The 17997-nt window shown below is 49.5% G+C and carries 16 protein-coding genes and 1 tRNA gene; 9 read left to right on the plus strand and 8 right to left on the minus strand.

Annotated elements, in window-relative coordinates; all coding sequences use genetic code 11:
• The first annotated feature begins 11 nt into the window (after nt 1-11).
• Nucleotides 12-1967 (plus strand): anthranilate synthase family protein, encoded by a 1956-nt coding sequence (locus ABLV12_RS27155; protein WP_348867491.1) that lies wholly within the window; start codon nt 12-14, stop codon nt 1965-1967.
• Between the two features lie 38 nt (nt 1968-2005).
• Nucleotides 2006-3523 (plus strand): 4-hydroxyphenylacetate 3-hydroxylase N-terminal domain-containing protein, encoded by a 1518-nt coding sequence (locus ABLV12_RS27160; RefSeq protein ID WP_049094086.1) that lies wholly within the window; start codon nt 2006-2008, stop codon nt 3521-3523.
• A gap of 84 nt (nt 3524-3607) precedes the next feature.
• On the opposite strand, the gene ABLV12_RS27165 is transcribed toward ABLV12_RS27160, so the two are convergent.
• The 3 genes from ABLV12_RS27165 to ABLV12_RS27175 form a co-directional block, all read right to left on the minus strand.
• Nucleotides 3608-5869 (minus strand): excinuclease ABC subunit UvrA, encoded by a 2262-nt coding sequence (locus tag ABLV12_RS27165; protein WP_160885897.1) that lies wholly within the window; start codon nt 5867-5869, stop codon nt 3608-3610.
• Between the two features lie 4 nt (nt 5870-5873).
• Nucleotides 5874-7106: a multidrug effflux MFS transporter gene (locus ABLV12_RS27170; protein ID WP_016808352.1), complete on the minus strand. Its 1233-nt coding sequence runs from the start codon at nt 7104-7106 to the stop codon at nt 5874-5876.
• A 423-nt stretch (nt 7107-7529) separates the two neighbouring features.
• On the minus strand, nt 7530-8435 hold the full coding sequence (locus ABLV12_RS27175; protein WP_348867492.1) for a LysR substrate-binding domain-containing protein: 906 nt from the start codon (nt 8433-8435) through the stop codon (nt 7530-7532).
• Between the two features lie 177 nt (nt 8436-8612).
• Between ABLV12_RS27175 and ABLV12_RS27180 the strand changes: the two genes are divergently transcribed.
• Nucleotides 8613-9221: a glutathione S-transferase family protein gene (locus ABLV12_RS27180; protein ID WP_160885893.1), complete on the plus strand. Its 609-nt coding sequence runs from the start codon at nt 8613-8615 to the stop codon at nt 9219-9221.
• A gap of 117 nt (nt 9222-9338) precedes the next feature.
• Here ABLV12_RS27180 and ldtA read toward each other — a convergent pair whose 3' ends face one another.
• The 3 genes from ldtA to nac form a co-directional block, all read right to left on the minus strand.
• On the minus strand, nt 9339-10262 hold the full coding sequence (gene ldtA / locus ABLV12_RS27185) for a L,D-transpeptidase (protein ID WP_004103567.1): 924 nt from the start codon (nt 10260-10262) through the stop codon (nt 9339-9341).
• Nucleotides 10263-10340: 78 nt separating this feature from the next.
• A complete protein-coding gene (gene cbl, locus ABLV12_RS27190; RefSeq protein ID WP_016808354.1) occupies nt 10341-11291 on the minus strand; it encodes an HTH-type transcriptional regulator Cbl in 951 nt (316 codons plus the stop codon).
• A 106-nt stretch (nt 11292-11397) separates the two neighbouring features.
• Complete coding sequence (gene nac / locus ABLV12_RS27195) at nt 11398-12315, minus strand: nitrogen assimilation transcriptional regulator NAC (protein WP_004113879.1); 918 nt, start codon at nt 12313-12315, stop codon at nt 11398-11400.
• A gap of 329 nt (nt 12316-12644) precedes the next feature.
• On the opposite strand from nac, the gene ABLV12_RS27200 reads away from it, so the two are divergent.
• Nucleotides 12645-12720, plus strand: a tRNA-Asn gene (locus ABLV12_RS27200).
• Nucleotides 12721-12876: 156 nt separating this feature from the next.
• Here the strand turns inward: ABLV12_RS27200 and ABLV12_RS27205 are convergent.
• Entirely contained in the window at nt 12877-13362 is a 486-nt protein-coding gene (locus ABLV12_RS27205; RefSeq protein WP_023321256.1) for a hypothetical protein, read from the minus strand.
• Entirely contained in the window at nt 13346-14167 is an 822-nt protein-coding gene (locus tag ABLV12_RS27210; RefSeq protein ID WP_154023063.1) for a winged helix-turn-helix domain-containing protein, read from the minus strand. The genes ABLV12_RS27205 and ABLV12_RS27210 overlap by 17 nt, the downstream gene beginning before the upstream one ends.
• An 800-nt stretch (nt 14168-14967) precedes the next feature.
• On the opposite strand from ABLV12_RS27210, the gene ABLV12_RS27215 reads away from it, so the two are divergent.
• From ABLV12_RS27215 to ABLV12_RS27235, 5 genes are all read left to right on the plus strand, one after another.
• Nucleotides 14968-15468 (plus strand): LuxR C-terminal-related transcriptional regulator, encoded by a 501-nt coding sequence (locus ABLV12_RS27215; RefSeq protein WP_016808355.1) that lies wholly within the window; start codon nt 14968-14970, stop codon nt 15466-15468.
• A 39-nt stretch (nt 15469-15507) separates the two neighbouring features.
• Nucleotides 15508-16050, plus strand: a complete 543-nt coding sequence (gene fimA / locus ABLV12_RS27220; RefSeq protein WP_004103576.1) for a type 1 fimbrial major subunit FimA — start codon at nt 15508-15510, stop codon at nt 16048-16050.
• Between the two features lie 72 nt (nt 16051-16122).
• A complete protein-coding gene (locus ABLV12_RS27225) occupies nt 16123-16662 on the plus strand; it encodes a fimbrial protein (RefSeq protein ID WP_004103578.1) in 540 nt (179 codons plus the stop codon).
• Between the two features lie 76 nt (nt 16663-16738).
• Nucleotides 16739-17422 carry a fimbria/pilus periplasmic chaperone gene (locus tag ABLV12_RS27230; RefSeq protein WP_202406626.1) on the plus strand — a complete coding sequence of 228 codons (684 nt, stop codon included), beginning with the start codon at nt 16739-16741 and terminating at the stop codon, nt 17420-17422.
• A gap of 71 nt (nt 17423-17493) precedes the next feature.
• Nucleotides 17494-17997, plus strand: a 504-nt coding sequence (locus tag ABLV12_RS27235) for a FimD/PapC N-terminal domain-containing protein (RefSeq protein WP_348867493.1), incomplete at its 3' end; no start/stop codon positions are given.

A 17997-nucleotide genomic window follows, 5' to 3' on the forward strand; every position in this document is an offset into this window, starting at 1 on the left:
CACTTCAGGAGATGATGATGTTATCTAAAGATTCAGCAAATCCCGACGAGCTTTCGGCTCATCTGGCCAATCTTGATAGACCCTTTGCCTGTATTTACCGCCCCCAATGCGAACCTATCAACGCAGTATTGTTTCTTGAAGGGGATATTGAGCTAAGCCAGTCCCTTTCAGAATTAGCGCTGGATCCTCCTCTGGACGCGACAGGCAAAAGCTCATTTAACAAATTGATATTATTGCCATTTAATCAGCTGAAAGAAAAAGGATATGCCTGTATTGACGATGGTGAACAGACGATCGTAATGCACATTGAACGGCAAGACCATTATCCTATAGATTCATTTATCGCAGCCATTAATGACCATGATATCAAGCCACGAAACCTGCACTTCGATCTTGATGACCAAACGTATGGCGACATTGTTGATACCGTGATTGATCAGGAAATCAGCTCCGGAGAAGGCAGCAACTTTGTGATTTCACGCAGCCTGGAGGGCGATATAACCGACTTTAGTATCCGCCACGCGCTGACGCTGTACAAACGGCTGCTGCAATCGGAATGCGGTTCATACTGGACATGGATGATCTTTACCGGCAGCCGCTATTTTATGGGTAGTACGCCTGAACAGCATATCCGGGTTGATGAGCAGAACGTGGCGATGAATCCTATCAGCGGCACATTAAAATACCCCGATACGGGGAATATGGCGCACGTGCTGGATGATTTTCTGCAGGATAAAAAAGAGCGCGACGAACTATTTATGGTGGTAGATGAAGAACTCAAAATGATGAGTAGCATCTGTCAACGTGATATTCAGGTATCCGGGCCGAAGCTCAAGGCTATGTCGCACATCGCGCATACCGAATATTTTATCCATGGAAAATCAGATCGCAGTCTGAAAGAAATCATCAGGCAATCGCTATTTGCGCCAACAGTGACCGGCAGCCCAATAGAAAGCGCCTGTAAAGTTATCGCCCGGCGAGAACGCCGCGGACGCGGTTATTACAGCGGCATCGTTGCTATAACGGGTGCGCAAGAAGGTAAACGCTATCTGGACTCGGCCATCATGATCCGCACGGCCGATATTTCCGCTCAGGGACATTTTCGGCTTACGGCGGGTTCAACCATCGTCAGAAGTTCCATCGCGCAAAGTGAAGCCGGTGAAACACGCGCCAAATTACAAGGGCTAATGCATTCGTTCTTCTCTGAACCAAGCGCCGGGACGCCAAACCGGACAGGATTGTCTGCAGAACTTTGCCATCGGGCTGACCAGATACTGGCACAACGGAATGCACGCACCTCCTCCTTTTGGCTGGATAACTCGCAATTGGGCCCGCGCACTCTACTCTCTCATCATGCCATCACACTGATCGACATGGAGGACAACTTCACCGCCATGATTGCCTATCAGTTACGCAGCGCGGGTTGCGCCGTCACACTCATTCCCTGGTATGACTGTCCGAGCAAGCTAACGCAACTCATCGATCGCGACATCGTATTCATTGGTCCCGGGCCTGGCGATCCAACCAATATACAACTCGAAAAAATACGCGTGGGCCGAAAAATTATTGCGCAACGGCTCCGGGAGCAGCGTCCGCTAATCGGGACTTGTCTGGGACATCAGTTAATTTGCGCCGAATTAGGCATTCCGATCGAGCGGCTGGTCAATAACCGTCAGGGTAGCCAACATCAGATATTCATTCAGGGAAAACCTCATACCGTTGGTTTCTATAACAGTTTCTCCGCACTACATCAGCGGCCATGCTGGTACAGCCCGGAGCATGACAAAACAGTCCAGCTGGAGCGACTTCCTTCCGGTGAAATAGTCGCATTATCGTCAGGCAACGTTGCCTCCATACAATTTCATAACGAATCATTCCTGACGCAAGACGCATTTTCTATTTATCAATGGCTGATACAGAACGCCTTAACAACAACGGCAACTCTTAGCCAACAAGATGCCGTTTAAAAGGAAGTGTTGAAAACCGACATTCGGAGAGAGCTGACATGGAAAATAAATCAGTATCATTACCTACCGGTAATGACTTTTTAGCGGGTCTAAATGATGGGCGAGAAATATGGGCTTATGGTGAAAAGGTGGACAATGTTATTACACATCCAGCGTTTCGCAATTCAGCGCTGTCCATAGCTAAATTATACGACGCGCTCCATGACGAAAAGTATCAGGCTATTTTAACCACGCCTTGTGATACCGGCAGCGGTGGTGTCACCCATCCGTTCTTCCGCGTTCCTCATTCTGTTGACGATCTGATACGCGATCGCGACGCAATCGCGCAGTGGGCACGGCTTAGCTATGGCTGGTTGGGAAGAAGCCCTGATTTCAAAGCGTCGTTTCTTACGACTCTGGGCGCCAATCCCGAGGCCTACGGCGAATATACGGATAACGCCAGACACTGGTACAAACGTTCGCAAGAGGAGCTACTTTACTGGAATCATGCCATCATTAACCCCCCTATCGACCGCAATCTCCCGCCCGACCAGATTGAAGATATCTGCATTCACGTCGAAAAAGAGTGTGATGATGGCGTAATTGTTAGCGGTGCCAAGGTGGTTGCTACCGGCTCAGCTTTGACGCATTACAATTTCATCGCGCATTACGGTTTACCTGTCAAAAAAAGAGAATTTGCCCTGGTATGCACATTACCCATGAATGCCCCAGGACTGAAGCTGGTTTGCCGCCCCTCTTACTCCTTAGCCGCCGAAAAGGTCGGCAGTCCTTTTGACTATCCACTATCCTCACGCTATGACGAGAATGACATGATCTTCATTCTGGATAAGGTGAAGATTCCCTGGGAAAACATTTTTATTTACGGCGATACCGCTAAAGCGGCCACGTTTTTACCCAGTTCTGGCTTCCTGCACCGCTCAACGTTCCACGGAGTAACGCGTCTGGCGGTAAAAATCGATTTTATTTGTGGTTTATTCATTAAAGGCGTGGAAGCCACCGGCGTAGCCGATTTCCGCGGCATACAGACGCGCGTCGGGGAAATGCTGGCCTGGCGCAACCTCTTCTGGGCCATAAGTGATGCTATGGCTAAATCGCCGAACCCCTGGCACAACGGCGCCCTCCTGCCTAACCTGGATTATGGTTTAGCCTACCGTTGGTTTATGAGTCTCGGCTATCCACGAATCAAAGAAATTATTGAACAAGATCTTGGCAGCGCGCTTATTTATATCAATTCGCATGCCAAAGATTTCGCTGCGCCGGAACTGGAACCTTATCTGAAAAAATATATGCGGGGCTCCAACGGTATGGATGCCGTTGAACGCGTCAAGCTTATGAAGCTAATCTGGGACTCCGTAGGAACAGAATTCGCCAGCAGACACGAACTCTATGAACGAAATTATACCGGTAGTCATGAAAATGTTCGTATCGAGCTGTTGCTCGCCGCACAGATGTCGGGGCAGGTACAAGAATATAAAGGTTTCGCCGAACAATGTATGATGGATTATGACCTGGATGGCTGGCTGGATCGCGATTACCACTGGCCTTTAGACGAATAAGATTAACGGGACAATACATCAGTATAATAATGGGCATGCATCACATTATTGCCAGTCTCTACTGGCTGTCCCGACCACCATTTCTCACTCCATCCGGCAATGTTTGCGCAACCACTCTGCGGTTAATGAATGGCGACAGGCCAGCATCGATTCGGGTGTACCGCTAAACAATAATTTCCCCCCTGCTTGCCCGGCATAAGGTCCAATATCAATAATCCAGTCAGCCTGAGCGATCACCTCTATATTATGTTCAATAATAATGACGGTGTTTCCGCGCACTACCAGTCGGTTAAATAGTTTCAACAGCGAGGCTACATCACTGGGATGAAGACCTGTGGTTGGCTCATCGAAAATATACATGTCACTATCATGATTTAATTGTGACGCTAACTTCAGCCGCTGGCATTCACCACCTGAAAGATGATTTAACGCTTCACCCAAGCGTAAATATCCCAACCCGACTTCGACCAGGCTACGAAAAATTGGCCTGAGCTGTGGCTCATTCAGGAAAAATTCGCCGGCATCATTAATCGACAGGGATAATACCTCAGCAATATTTTTTCCCTGATAACGATATTTCAGCGCTTGTGGGTTATAGCGCTGCCCCTGGCAGGCCTCACATGGCAACGTAACCGTATCCATAAATGCCAGATCGGTTTGTATTACCCCTAGCCCATTACATTCCGGACAGGCCCCTTTGGCATTAGCGCTAAACCACGACGCTGACACATGGTTTTTTTCGGCAAACAGCGAACGGATCGTATCAAATGCACCGCACCAGGAAGCAATATGCGATCGAATTGAGGTATGTATCGGTTTTTGATCGATAACGATCGCCTCCGGACATTGTGGCGCCAGGGCCCCCATAACGAATGAACTTTTGCCCGATCCGGCAACTCCCGTCACAGCGACCATAACGCTTAAAGGCACGTCTACCGATAATTTATGCAGATTATGCAATGTGGCGTTTCTTACCGAAATATAACCTTTGGCACATCTCGGTTTCTTATTTATCTCTGCCCGTGAAGAGAAATATCGACCCGTCAAGGTTTGGGATTGCTTAAGTGCCGACAGGTCGCCCTCAAAGACAATATTCCCGCCTTGCTTACCCGCTCCTGGCCCTAAATCAATAACATGCTCGGCTATCGCTATCATGTCCGGGTCGTGCTCCACCATCAGAATGGTATTGCCTTTGTCGCGTAGTTTTCCAATTAAAACATTCAATTTCACTATATCTGCTGGATGCAGGCCGGTACTGGGCTCATCAATTATATAAACGATCCCGGTCAGACTACTTCCCAGATGTCGGACCATTTTCAACCGCTGGGACTCACCGCCCGATAAGCTAGGGGTCGTACGGTTCAAATCCAGATATCCCAAGCCTACTGCACACATGGCATCCAACCTTTCCAGCAATGCTTCGATCAGCGGCCTGACTTCAGGGTAATCGAGCTTTTCTACAAACAGCTTTAACTCTGTGACAGGCAGCGTTGCGCATTCGCCAATATTTTTCCCTCTAATCCGGCAGGAAAGTATTTCCTCGTTAAGCCTCATACCCTGACAAGAAGGGCAAACCTGCAAACTAACGACTCGCTGAAATTCCTCAGTTTTAGTATCTTTAGTTTCTTGTTTTAAATAACTTCGCGTAAAGCGCGTAATGACGCCTTCAAACTTTGCACTCTTAGGCCAACCGGCTAACGGCGCTTCAGGAGTGAGATTATCCGCATAAAGTAATAATTCTCGCTCCTCTTTTGAATAATCCGCGATTTTTTTATCGGCATCAAAAAGTCCTGAATAAACATAACGTTTCCAGCGCCATGAGCCTGGCGCAAAAGAAGGATAACGAATAGCTCCTTCATTTAACGACAGATTTGAATCAATCAGATGGTTGATATCAATAGTACTGGCAATGCCCAACCCGTCGCATGTCGCACACATCCCCGCAGGATGATTGAATGAAAAAACATTCGAATAACCTACGAAAGGTTCGCCGACACGAGAAAAGAGTAGCCGTAGTAGGGTATAAATATCTGATGCGGTGCCCACCGTCGAACGTGCGTTGCCACCAATACGTTTTTGGTCAATAATAATGGCCACCGACAGGTTTTCAATTTCATCGACTTCAGGATTACCATAATGTGGTAAGCGATGGCGAATAAAAGGTGGAAACGTGTCATTTAACTGTCGCTGAGATTCCGCCGCTATAGTTCCGAATACTAAAGAGCTTTTACCCGATCCGGAAACACCGGTAAAAACTGTTATTTTATTTTTAGGGACCTCTACATCAATATCTTGCAAATTATTTTGCCTTGCACCAATGATTTTTATAGCGTCATGGGTTTTCATCACACTATCCTTTTTTACCTGTCAATAACAATGCCATGATGGCAATTAAACAACATCCCGCGATAATCAGCGACATAGGCAGTAATGACAACGGGTCTCCAAATCCAAGCAGTGACGGGGTTATCGCAGCGATACCAAACTGAAAAGCCCCTAAAATAGCAGAACCCGTTCCCTTTAAGTGAGAGGATGCCGCCATGGCCATACTCGCGGCATTGCCAAATGTCAAAGCCATAGTAAACATCATCATTAACAGTAGTACCGCCGCGATCTCAAACTGGAAATGAGAAATATTGTCAACGATACAAAGCAATATAGATATCACCAGCGTGCTTATCACCCCCATGGTTATGAGGTTATCTTCACCAAATTTCATAACATAGCGAGCGCTGACTATACTACCAAACATCATTGCTCCGGCGTTGATAGAGAATATTACAGCGAACTTTCCTGAGGATAAATCGAACGTCGATTGATAGATAAATGGTGATGCTGATATATAAGCAAATAGCGCCCCAAACTGGATTGAAAAAATTAGAGTATAACCAATATATTTCTTATTGCTTAGCAACTCGATAAACTGACTGATAAACTCATTCAGATTGAAAGGTAATCGCTGATGACGGGGTAAGGTTTCGCTAATAAAATGACTACTGAGCAGAGTGGAAACTAATGATATTGTAGCCATAAAAACAAAAACTACCGGCCAGATAAACCATGCAGCCACTCCTCCAAGTAATGGTGCAATAACAGGGGCGATCCCCTGTATCGCTAGCACCAGATTAAAATATCGAGCGGCTTTAGTCCCCGGGCACAGATCAGAAATAATTGCTCGGGAAAGAACGATACCAGCCGCTCCTCCCAGTCCCTGAAAGAACCGTGTAACAATGAGCAGCTGAATGTTCGTAGATATAGCGCCAGCTAATGAAGCGATGGTTAATAGGGCCATCCCGCCCAGCAATAATTTACGTCTGCCGTAATGATCGGATAATGGTCCAATAAACAGCTGCCCAATACCTAAGCCTACCATAAAAGCGGTGATGCTAAGCTGAACTTTGTCAGGCGTCGTATGCAGATCGCTGGCGATAGCTGGAAATAAAGGCAAGTACATATCAGTGGATAATGCAGCAACGGCGCTAAGTAAACCGAGAACAATAACGACTTTACTGGAAAGCAAACCTCTACTTTCATCTCTGAACATCGTACTGACTGCCGATGCCTGAACTTCTTTCGGTCGCATGATGAGCGTAATCCTTTTACCATCTGTGGTCTGTAATAACTATACCACCAGCAAAAGTAATTGCAAAAAAGAAATCAAAACTTATGACTTATAAATTTAAATCTATAAAAAACAATAAGATAAACAAATAATCCTTGTCTGTTTTCAAATTTAATTACCAAAAAGACATATAATGCATATTACACTCATTCAGATGTAAATTATTGAAAGTCGCGATATCAATAACTTTTATCGTTATCAGGAGTGCTCTTGAGAGAGGAACAGATAACCACGACATAGTTCATAATGATCGAGGTCTGGAGTGTCATACATCCGGAAGGGTAGCGCTGTGCGCAGCTGAAGGTGAAAGCTCACTTACGCGGAATAATGTTGCGGGAGCCGTCAGAAAAACACTCACCTTCACTGTTTACCAAAAAACGTCTCTTATCTCTCTTCTACCGTTGCCGTTTGCTGACGCCAGGCAACAACCTCCTCACTAAGCCAGTCCTTAAAAAGCACAGCTTCGTTTTTCTTTTCTGCAACTTGCGATGAGACCAGCCAGTAAGGCCACGGATAAGGCGCGGCGAAAGGGGTAAGCTGTTCCAGCTCTCCCCGGGCAATAGCATCCTGGACTAAAGATCGGCGTTCCAGCGCGACACCTTTACCGAGCCGGACGGCCTCCAGCACCAGATTTGAGTCGTTTATGCATAGCCCGCCGGGCACAATCTCTCTTTCAAGCCCTGCCTTGATACACCAGGTTTTCCACGATTCCATGGAAAAGATAATCTTGCTCTGCGCTATCTCTGACGGCGTACGGGGTAGCTCACCGCCGTTATAAGATGGAGCAGCCACAACGATAAGCTCATCGGAGAAAAGATAATGACTCTCCGTGCCTTCCCAGTCCCCTTTTCCCATGCGGATGGCCAAATCTGTCCCTTCCTGCTGGAGATGAGTGACTGCCAGGTTTGCCTGTATTCGCAGCGTGATTTGAGGGTATTTCGCCCGAAACCGCTCAAGACGAGGCAAAAGCCAGTGGCCTCCAAAAGAGGGTACCACCGCTATCGTCAGCTCCTGTCTGCGGGGCTTTACCTGCACCAGTCGGGTGGCGTCCGCGATATGGTTCAGGGCCTCGCGTACCTGCAAGGCGTAGAGTCGTCCCTCTTCATTAATCTGCAGGCCGCGACCGTGACGAATAAACAGCTTTAAGCCGACCCTCTCCTCCAGCACTTTAATCTGCTGACTGATAGCTGAGTGCGTAACGTGTAGTTCTTTCGCCGCCAGCGTAACGCTGCCAAGACGAGCCACGGCTTCAAAACTACGTAAACTCGCAATCGGGGGAAAATCCGCCATGTTACTACTCCCTCACCGTGACGCTTAAAAGGTGACCCATAACCTGTCAGTAATACTAACCTAACCCGTAAGATACTGAAGATATTCGCCTGAATGAATTTACTGTACTGTCTTTTCATCGTCAGTAATGAAGCGTTAACCCCCAGCATATTTCACCAGCACAGGAAAACAGGAATCATGAATAAGCTTATTGGTATGATGGACTCTCCTTATGTAAGGCGCGTGGCGATTTCTCTTGAACTTTACGGCGTCGAGTTTGAAAGCCATCCGCTGTCGGTATTCAGCAGCTTTGACGCGTTTTCGCAGATCAACCCTGTGGTCAAAGCGCCGACGTTGGTACTGGATAACGGAATACGTCTGATGGATTCATCGCTGATACTGGACTATTTCGAAGCACAGGCAGCCGGGGAGCGAAAACTCCTGCCGATCGCTGCGGATGCGCTGGCAAGAGACCTGCAGGTACTGGGCTTTATGCTCGCCGCGGGTGAGAAGGCGGTGCAAAATGTGTATGAACATCATCTTCGCCCGACGGAAAAACAGCATCACCCGTGGATAGAGCGCATTACCCGTCAACTGCTAGCAGCCTGCAGGGAATGGAATACGCTACTGGAAGATCGTCCGATTGCCACGGACCCCGATCAGGTTGCCGTGACGAGTACGGTTATCTGGACCTTTATTCAGGCCAGGATCCCCGATATTGTTGATGCGCAAGAGTTTCGTCACATTCAGTCGCTTGCCGAATTATTTGAAAATCATGCTGCGTTTAAAAAACATCCCTATCGCTGAGATGAGTTAAAGCGGAATAATAAAGAGCGCTATTCACGACAACCGATGGCGCCCGAAAACCACGGGCGCGTTCTGTTGCTGCGAGTTTGCAGGAAAAGGCGACCAGCCGCTGCCGGCTTACAACGCTGAACGGCCAATCTCCACCGGCATACCGGAGCGGCGTTCAAGCGCTTGCCCGGCGCGATTCACATCAACGCCCTCGCCCTTCACAAAAGCCTGCATCGCCGGCGTGACGGGAAGCGGTACCTTGCGGTCCGATTCATACTCCGCGCGGTTTCGCGACAGCGGCTCATGAACTTCAACCCAGCGGCTACCGTCCGGCTCGGCGGTATATTTCACCGGCTGATCGATAATCTGCACCCGCGTGCCCACCGGAACGGTATCAAACAGGTACTTGATGTCGTCATTGCGCAAGCGAATGCAGCCCTGGCTCACCCGCAGGCCAATGCCGAAATTGGCGTTGGTGCCATGAATGGCGTACAGCCTGCCGATATAAATGGCGTACAGTCCCATCGGGTTATCCGGCCCGGCCGGCACAAATGCCGGCAGACTTTCGCCCCGGCTGGCATATTCCCGGCGAGTATTGGCGGTTGGCGTCCAGGTTGGCGCCTCCTGCTTACGCTCAACGGCGGTCACCCAGTTACGCGGGGTTTCGCGCCCTGCCTGGCCAATACCAATCGGCAGAACCTCGACCGTTGTGCCTTCAGGCGGATAGTAGTAAAGGCGCATTTCAGCAACGTTGATCACAATGCCGTTACGAACCGTGGCGGGCAGGATAAGCTGCTGCGGCACCACCAGCGTGGTGCCCGATTTCGGCAGGAACACATCGACGCCCGGGTTGGCCTCCAGCATATTGCTCAGGCCCTGGCCGTACTGAGCGGCAAAGGCCTCAAGCGGCTGGGTATTGTTCTGCGGAATCGTGATGGTCAACGGGCTGCCTACCAGACGGCTTCCTTCCGGCGGCAGCGGGTAGCTCACCGCCAGAGCGCTCTGGCTGGTGAGAAGCATAATAAAAGAACAAAGCAGTTTCACGCGCCGCACAATTTCCCTTCCTCTGTGGCGATTATCGTGAATGAATTATAGCTTCGTTTGCTATGTCATATCTGATTTATCATCCTGCTAAATTTGATAATCGATCGCCGCCTCTTCCGGCTCCATCGCCTGGCGTTTAATCTCCTCCAGCGACAGGCCTGCATTACAGAGTTCAATAAAACGCCAGACGTAATTTCGCTGCAGCTGTCCGCGCTTCAGGCCCAGCCAGACGGTATTGGCATCGAACAGATGGCGGGTATCAAGACGCGTAAAGGTATCAGACTCCCGCTCATCTCCCGACTGTTCCGCCACCAGCCCCACGCCCAGCCCCAGCTCAACGTAGGTTTTGATGACGTCTGAGTCCTGTGCGCTCAATACGATATCCGGCATCAACCCTTTGCGGTTAAAGGCTTCATCGATGCGTGAACGGCCAGTTATGCCCTGGCGATAGGTGATGAGCGGCCAACGGGCAATCGCCTCGAGGGTCAACGGCGTCACCTGGGTCAGCGGATGATCTTTGGGAACCAGCAGACTGTGGTGCCAGCGGAACCAGGGAAAAGCCACCAGTGTCGGATCGTTGCTCAGACGCTCGCTGGCGATACCAATATCCGCGCCGCCGTTGTGCAGCAGCGTTTCAATTTCCTGCGGCGTTCCCTGAACCAGTTCAAGACGGACATCAGAAAAGAGTTCACGGAAGGCTTTAATCACCGGCGGCAGGCTATAGCGCGCCTGGGTATGCGTAGTGGCGATGGTTAAGACGCCGGAGGCATCGTTGGTAAACAGGTCCGCCAGGCGACGAACGTTGCTGGCTTCATTGAGGATACGCTCGGCAATCGACAGCAACGCTTTACCAGGCTCGGTCATCCCCAGCAGACGTTTGCCGCGGCGGATAAAAATCTCGATCCCCAGCTCTTCTTCCAGTTCACGAATATGGCGGCTAACGCCCGACTGCGATGTATAGAGCATATTGGCGACTTCCGTCAGGTTGTAATCCTGACGGGCCGCTTCACGAATAATTTTGAGCTGCTGGAAGTTCACCCTTTCCTCCGGGCTATCAGACATAACATATGCTCTATTGTTAAAGTCTGTTGTCCTTGCTAACAAATAATAAAAACCAGCAACTTATTCCATTCAGGAATATAGCTCAACTGACTAACTGTAATTCACGATTCTCCAGCGACGGGCGACTCACCAGCGACATCAGGATCTCCTTCACCGCCTGCGCCTGCGGCGACAGACTGCCGCGAGCCGACATATTGAGCGACAGCGACAGGCTCATTGACGGCGTGCTGATGCGCGCCATCCAGCCGTTGGCCGCGCTGCACAACGAACGGGCGGCGGACTCCGGCAGAACGGTGACGCCCATGCCGCTGGCAATGGCTGCCGTCAGGGTGGTAATGGATTCAATTTCACCGATAATTTTGGCCGATAAGCGACGCAGGGTGAAGGCTTCGGTCACTCTTGCGCGAACGGCGCTGTAATCGCGCGGCAAGAACAGATTCATCTCCGCGACCGCCGTCAGATCCACGCTTTGCCCGGGACAATCCCGGGTACCGACCAGGTAGAGATCTTCTTTTAGCAGCGGCTGGCTGATGATCCCGGCAACCGGGGAACGTTCATAAAGTACGGCCATATCCAGCTGACCGTCGATAAGCTTATCGTTGAGGAGGGTTCCGCTACTTTCCTGGAGATAGACCATCACTTCCGGCAGCTCGTTACGCACCGTTTGCAGCAGCGGCATAGTGATGGCCGAAGCCGCCGTGCCCGGGGCCAGGCCAATCGATACCTGGCCGCTTAGCGTTTGACCGACATTATTTACCGCCAGCTGCGCCTGCTCGCACTGGCGCAGAATAGTACGGGCGTGGGTATACAAGATCTTGCCCGCTTCGGTCGGCGTGACGCCGCGTTTGGTGCGAATCAACAACTGCTGGTCCAGCTCGCCTTCCAGGGTCGCAACCTGCTGGCTCAGCGCTGGTTGTGCGATGTGCAAGACTTCAGCGGCCTGGGTCAGACTGCCGATATCGACGATTTTTACGAAATACTTCAGTCGTCTTAAGTTCATTTTGCCTCCTGTAAGGAACACCAGTACCAACACTGGCCGTTTAGATGCAGAAGGTTTTGCAATTTGCTTGCCAGCTTTTGGCCGGAGAGCTAAACGCCGCTGTAAGCCGCGTAATAAGGGATAGTGATAGCAGAGCGCGTTTTTTTGTCCGGTCAGCGGATTGCGGTATGCCCCATTAGGGGTATAAATGCACTGCAACGGTGCATGACGCGGCATGACGCAGAAAAAACGGGCACTCTGTTGAAATTGTCAGCAAACAAACGACCTTAGCCGATTCACCCTTTGACAAGGCGGAAGGGCATCGTTAATATGCGCCCCGTTCACACGATTCCTCTGTAGTTCAGTCGGTAGAACGGCGGACTGTTAATCCGTATGTCACTGGTTCGAGTCCAGTCAGAGGAGCCAGATTTAAGAAGCCTGCTTTTGAAGCAGGCTTTTTGCTTTCTGAGATATCTGACAGAGAAACGGCCTTCTTTAATATGAAAGCGCCTTAGCGCGGATCGCATACGAGGAGAGCGTCACTCCCCTGGCAACAACACCATGATCTAAAAACCTTTATCTTCAATTGGTTACACAGATAAACGAAGGGGAATACAGACTTTGAACGATCCAGGCGTTTTTCATCTTTTGTATCTTGATATAGCGTCCTGAATCCGGATCGGGACTAAAAAAGACTTTCTGCATCATACCCTCGATCATGGTGTCGGCCTTTCTCTTAGAGACTGTGGTATTGGTTAGGTGATAAATATTATTCGCTTTCTTTTCATAGTTGAAATGGTACGCCCTTTCAACGTTGTACTTCACGTCATCGACTAGCACCTTCCCGGATACATCAAAATAGCCGGTATTATTTTCCCGCATAAGCAAGAAGGTTTTAAATTTTGCATCAAAGGCAAATGAAGTCGATTCAATTCTCAGGTTGGCTGAGCAATCAAAGTCGTCTTTGCGATAAAGATGCCCTACCAGCCAGAGAAAAATCAACCCTATCACCAACACCAGAAATAGAATGTAAATGCTTTTGGTCCTGATTTTATCCTGGTATTTCATAATCTGGCCTGTAATAGTTTTCACATGAATACCAATCACCTTTCTTAACTTTTGAGTTAATGCAGTGGGCTAAAAATACTCTTGCTTCAGAGGCTTTTAATACAGACTCTGATACATTAAAGTAAAAAACACTATTGCCTGAGCACAGCATTCCTTGTTTCTTAATAAGCTTCTGAGCCAGGGCCATCATCTTTGGCTTCTGCTCTTGAGGTATTACGTTAAAAGTTCTGACCGGGCATGAATCGACGCTCCCCAGAAAATAGATTTCATCCTCGTCTGCGGCAAAGAGTGGGCGATACAGTTCGCCTTGAATGCTCAGAAAAAGCATGACTAACGCGCATAGCGCAAGTAGTGCATAGCGGGCCTTTTTAACCCCCCCGGCAGAATATGTCTCGCTCTCCTCATTTGAACCGATGCCCCGACCGACAACCGCCCCTTCACCTTCGCTTTCGTCATTTACCGCGAGAGCAGGATAATCCATTCTTTCAATAACAATGGCTGCAGATATCATAAAACCCACCCGCGGAACGGTAACGATAATCTCCTCGGTGCAGCCCAGGTTTCTGAAAACGGCTCTCAGATCTGAAATATACTTATTGAGGCTATGACTGGACGTCCGCAGCCCATGTGCGTCCCAGACTTTTTCAAGTATCTCATTCCTGTAAATCACATGCTCTCTGTGGTCTAAAAGGAACTTAAGCAGGCGACCGGTGGTTGCTGTTAGCGTGACGGATGCATCCTCATCCAGCCACATCAGGCCGTCATCACTTCTGAAATAGATCGTCCCTTGAATTTTGTACATCATAAACTAGCCTTACAAATTATCCTCAGCCGCACACCGTCCGCAAAACATCTGCATATATAGCATTTTGTGCTGTATATAACGGTATTTTACTTATAAACCAAATTATAGTTCCTAAAAATCGATAAAACAGAATACATATAACTAAAATAAATCACAATGGTACTATAGCTCTCATCGAAACCAGCGGCGCGCCGGGCTTATCAGTATTAACTGAACGCAGAAATAACCGTATCGAGTGAGTGGGGTTTCGTGAAATCTGAGCTGAAAATGCTCCGGAGGTGTAGAAAAGAGAAATTTAAAGGCTAATGGAATGATAACGTCGCGTAATTAATTTCATGACGTATGAAATTATCTACGATGATATTATCACCCTCATGATTAACGTTCTGAATTTAGCGGGAGAGGTCACTTCCCGAGTCTCTTGTCGGGATATTTTCAGTAATTAAAAAAAACCGGATACGCTAAAGATAAAAATCATCGCGTTTACTCAAGGAATATTCCCTAAGAAAATTCCAATACAAAGAGTGTGACTATTGTTCAGGGTTTAACGATAAGTACACCCTATCATTTTTAATTTATAAAAATCTATTTTGTATGCAACACATAAAATTAAACACCAAACAAACAGCAAAAACTCGAATAATAAAACACAATAAACCTATATCTACAGCCGTTATCTCTTTTAGAGCATCGACCGCATGCCTCATTGAGGTGGGCAATGTTAGATTACTCTTAATTCGCTGAATGGTTTTATTAACGTTGAGTTAAAGGTCAACCCAAGGATGAGATCGCGTTCAGATATGACTCTATCAACTAATATTTTATCTAAGGATAAATATTTTACTCTGGGCCTGATTGAACTGCTTGGAGAAGAATTTATTGACAATTTCTTTTTGATTATAGATCTCGACTCTAACGATCTTACGGGTTCGGAGTGGATTTACTTCTCGAATAAGAACATTGTCGCCTTTGCATCCAGCGACCTGGCTTTTTATAAGTCCGAACTATTTGAAAAAATAACCGTACTTGATAAGAAAAGTAATACCCGAAGTATCCTGAATTTCTTTTTAAAGAAAGAGACCTCAGGAAATTACCATACTAAATTCCGGCTAAGTCTGCGTGAAAAGCAGATGTTAAGCATGTTAAGCAGAGGGGAAAGCAACCAGGAGATCGCAGAAGAGTTTGGCGTGAAACTTAAGACTATTTATACGCATCGCCGCAACCTGATGAATAAATTAGGCTGTAAAAACAGGATTACGTTTCAAAAATTATTTTTCAACAATAAATGTCTTTTCAAGTGAAGCATAGCTTCAGGATTATTCATAAACAGGAGTTTTACCATGAACAAATTAGCACTTATCGTTATTTCAGCATTGTCCCTGAGTTCTGCTGCGGCTCTGGCCGATACCGTTACGGTGAACGGCGGTACGGTGCATTTTAAAGGGGAAGTGGTTAATGCGGCCTGCGCAGTTGATGCCGGTTCTCTCGATCAAACCGTGCAGTTAGGCCAGGTGCGCTCAGCGAAACTTGCCACCGCGGGTAGCACCAGCTCTCCTGTTGGCTTCAACATCCAACTGAATGATTGCGATATCACCGTTTCCGAGAAGGCCGCGATCGCTTTTGCTGGCACGGCGATTAACAGTACAAACCCAACGGTACTGGCCCTGCAGGGTTCTGCCGCAGGCGGCGCGACTAACGTCGGCGTACAGATCCTTGACCGTACCGGCACCCCGCTGGCGCTGGATGGCGCGTCTTTCGGCGCACAAACCACGCTTAGCAATGGTACCAACGTCATCCCATTCCAGGCACGCTACTTTGCAACAGGCGTCGCGACTGCCGGTACCGCTAACGCGGACGCCACCTTTAAAGTGCAGTACGAGTAATTTCTTCATCAGGCAGGGAGGCACGTCGGGCCAGGAAGGCCCGTTATCCGAAAAAGACTGAGGGTAATAACGATGCAAAGGATGAAGTCAGGTCTGTTGATATTCCTGCTCCCGCCGCTGGCGCTGGCCGGTAACCAGTGGAACGTTATGCTGCCCGGCGGAAACATGCGCTTTCAGGGGATAGTTATTGCCGAGTCGTGCCGCGTTGAAGCGGGCGACCGCCAGATGACGGTCAATATGGGACAAATCAGCAGCAATCGGTTTCATTCGGCCGGGGAAGACACTAACCCCGTCCCCTTCGATATCCACCTGCAGGAGTGCAGCACCGCCGTCAGCCAGCGCGTTGGCGTGGCGTTTTACGGCGTTGCCGATGGTAAAAACCCGGACGTGCTCTCGGTGGGCGAAGGACCGGGGATCGCGACCGGCGTGGGCGTTGCTCTGTTTGATAAAACCGGCAGCCAGATCCCGCTCAATGCGCCGCCAGGAAGCTGGTCGCCGCTGCACACCGGCCCGACCACCCTGCATTTTGTCGCTAAATATCGAGCCACCGGGAATCAGGTGACCGGGGGAGCGGCCAACGCTCAGGCATGGTTCTCCCTGACCTACCAGTAAACAGCGCCGGTAACAGGAAATAATTTTGAAAAAGAAAGAGATAAGCATGAAATACACACTGGCTACCCGGCGCGGGATGCGCGGTTTACTGGCGGCTCTATTACTGCTCGCCACCAACGGTTTTAGCGCTCAGGCCCAGGCCGGCGTGGCGCTGGGAGCGACCCGCGTCATCTATCCTGCCGGGCAAAAGCAGGTTCAGTTGGCGGTCACCAACAACGACGAAAAGAGCACTTATTTGATTCAGTCATGGGTGGAGAATGCCGACGGCGCGAAGGACGGCCGCTTTGTCATCACCCCGCCGCTGTTCGCCATGCAGGGAAAAAAAGAGAATACCCTGCGCATCATTGATGCCACCAGCAACCAGCTGCCGCAGGATCGGGAAACGCTGTTCTGGATGAACGTCAAAGCGATCCCGTCGATGGATAAATCAAAGCTCAGCGAAAACACGCTACAGCTGGCGATCATCAGCCGCATCAAGCTCTATTACCGCCCGGCAAAGCTGGCGCTGCCGCCGGATCAGGCTGCCGAAAAGCTGAAGTTCCGCCGCGGCGCAGGCACGCTTACGCTGATCAACCCCACTCCCTACTACCTGACGGTCACCGAACTCAACGCCGGTACCCGGGTGCTGAAAAATGCGCTGGTTCCGCCGATGGGTGAAGCCAGCGTCAGCTTACCCGCCGATGCGGGTCGCGAGATTACATACCGGACGATTAACGACTACGGCGCGCTGACTCCGCGGATGCAGGGCGCTACCCAATAACTGACGGGAGACCCATTCTCCCGGAAATAAAAATAAGAACTGACAGCCGGGCGACTTTTACCGGAGGGACTATGTCACATCTGAAATATGGACTCGACCACCTGGGCTCCCGGCGTGTTACTCCAGGAGCTGCTCGCGCATTTGCGCAGATCCCCCTTGCCCTTTTGCTGGCCTCACCGGCTTTTTACGCGCAGGCAGAACTCTATTTCAACCCACGTTTTTTAGCGGACGATCCCGCTGCCGTGGCGGATCTGTCCGGTTTTGAAAAAGGCCAGGAGCTGCCGCCGGGTACCTACCGCGCGGATATCTACCTCAATGACGGGTATATGGCCACCCGCGATATTACCTTTAATGTTGATGAAAAAGGCCACGGACTGGCACCCTGCCTGACGCGCGGACAGTTGGCCAGCATGGGCGTCAACACGTCCGCCATTGCCGGTATCGATGTGATGGCGGCAGATGCCTGCATACCGTTAACCGAAATGATCAAAGACGCCACCACCCGCTTTGATGCCGGGCAGCAGCGGCTGTACCTGACCGTACCCCAGGCGTTTATGGGCAACCGCGCCCGCGGC

This window comes from Klebsiella sp. CN_Kp100, from assembly GCF_040065315.1.
Classification (GTDB): Bacteria; Pseudomonadota; Gammaproteobacteria; order Enterobacterales; family Enterobacteriaceae; genus Klebsiella; species Klebsiella oxytoca.

Coding starts and splice junctions, on each gene's coding strand:
- ABLV12_RS27210 (WP_154023063.1), bottom strand. CDS start 14,167: ATGATGTACAAAATTCAAGGGACGATCTATTTCAGAAGTGATGACGGC.
- ABLV12_RS27165 (WP_160885897.1), bottom strand. CDS start 5,869: ATGAAAACCCATGACGCTATAAAAATCATTGGTGCAAGGCAAAATAAT.
- ABLV12_RS27175 (WP_348867492.1), bottom strand. CDS start 8,435: ATGGCGGATTTTCCCCCGATTGCGAGTTTACGTAGTTTTGAAGCCGTG.
- ABLV12_RS27180 (WP_160885893.1), top strand. CDS start 8,613: ATGAATAAGCTTATTGGTATGATGGACTCTCCTTATGTAAGGCGCGTG.
- ABLV12_RS27230 (WP_202406626.1), top strand. CDS start 16,739: ATGCGCGGTTTACTGGCGGCTCTATTACTGCTCGCCACCAACGGTTTT.
- ABLV12_RS27160 (WP_049094086.1), top strand. CDS start 2,006: ATGGAAAATAAATCAGTATCATTACCTACCGGTAATGACTTTTTAGCG.
- fimA (WP_004103576.1), top strand. CDS start 15,508: ATGAACAAATTAGCACTTATCGTTATTTCAGCATTGTCCCTGAGTTCT.
- ABLV12_RS27215 (WP_016808355.1), top strand. CDS start 14,968: ATGACTCTATCAACTAATATTTTATCTAAGGATAAATATTTTACTCTG.
- ABLV12_RS27205 (WP_023321256.1), bottom strand. CDS start 13,362: ATGAAATACCAGGATAAAATCAGGACCAAAAGCATTTACATTCTATTT.
- ABLV12_RS27155 (WP_348867491.1), top strand. CDS start 12: ATGATGATGTTATCTAAAGATTCAGCAAATCCCGACGAGCTTTCGGCT.
- ABLV12_RS27170 (WP_016808352.1), bottom strand. CDS start 7,106: ATGCGACCGAAAGAAGTTCAGGCATCGGCAGTCAGTACGATGTTCAGA.
- ABLV12_RS27225 (WP_004103578.1), top strand. CDS start 16,123: ATGCAAAGGATGAAGTCAGGTCTGTTGATATTCCTGCTCCCGCCGCTG.
- nac (WP_004113879.1), bottom strand. CDS start 12,315: ATGAACTTAAGACGACTGAAGTATTTCGTAAAAATCGTCGATATCGGC.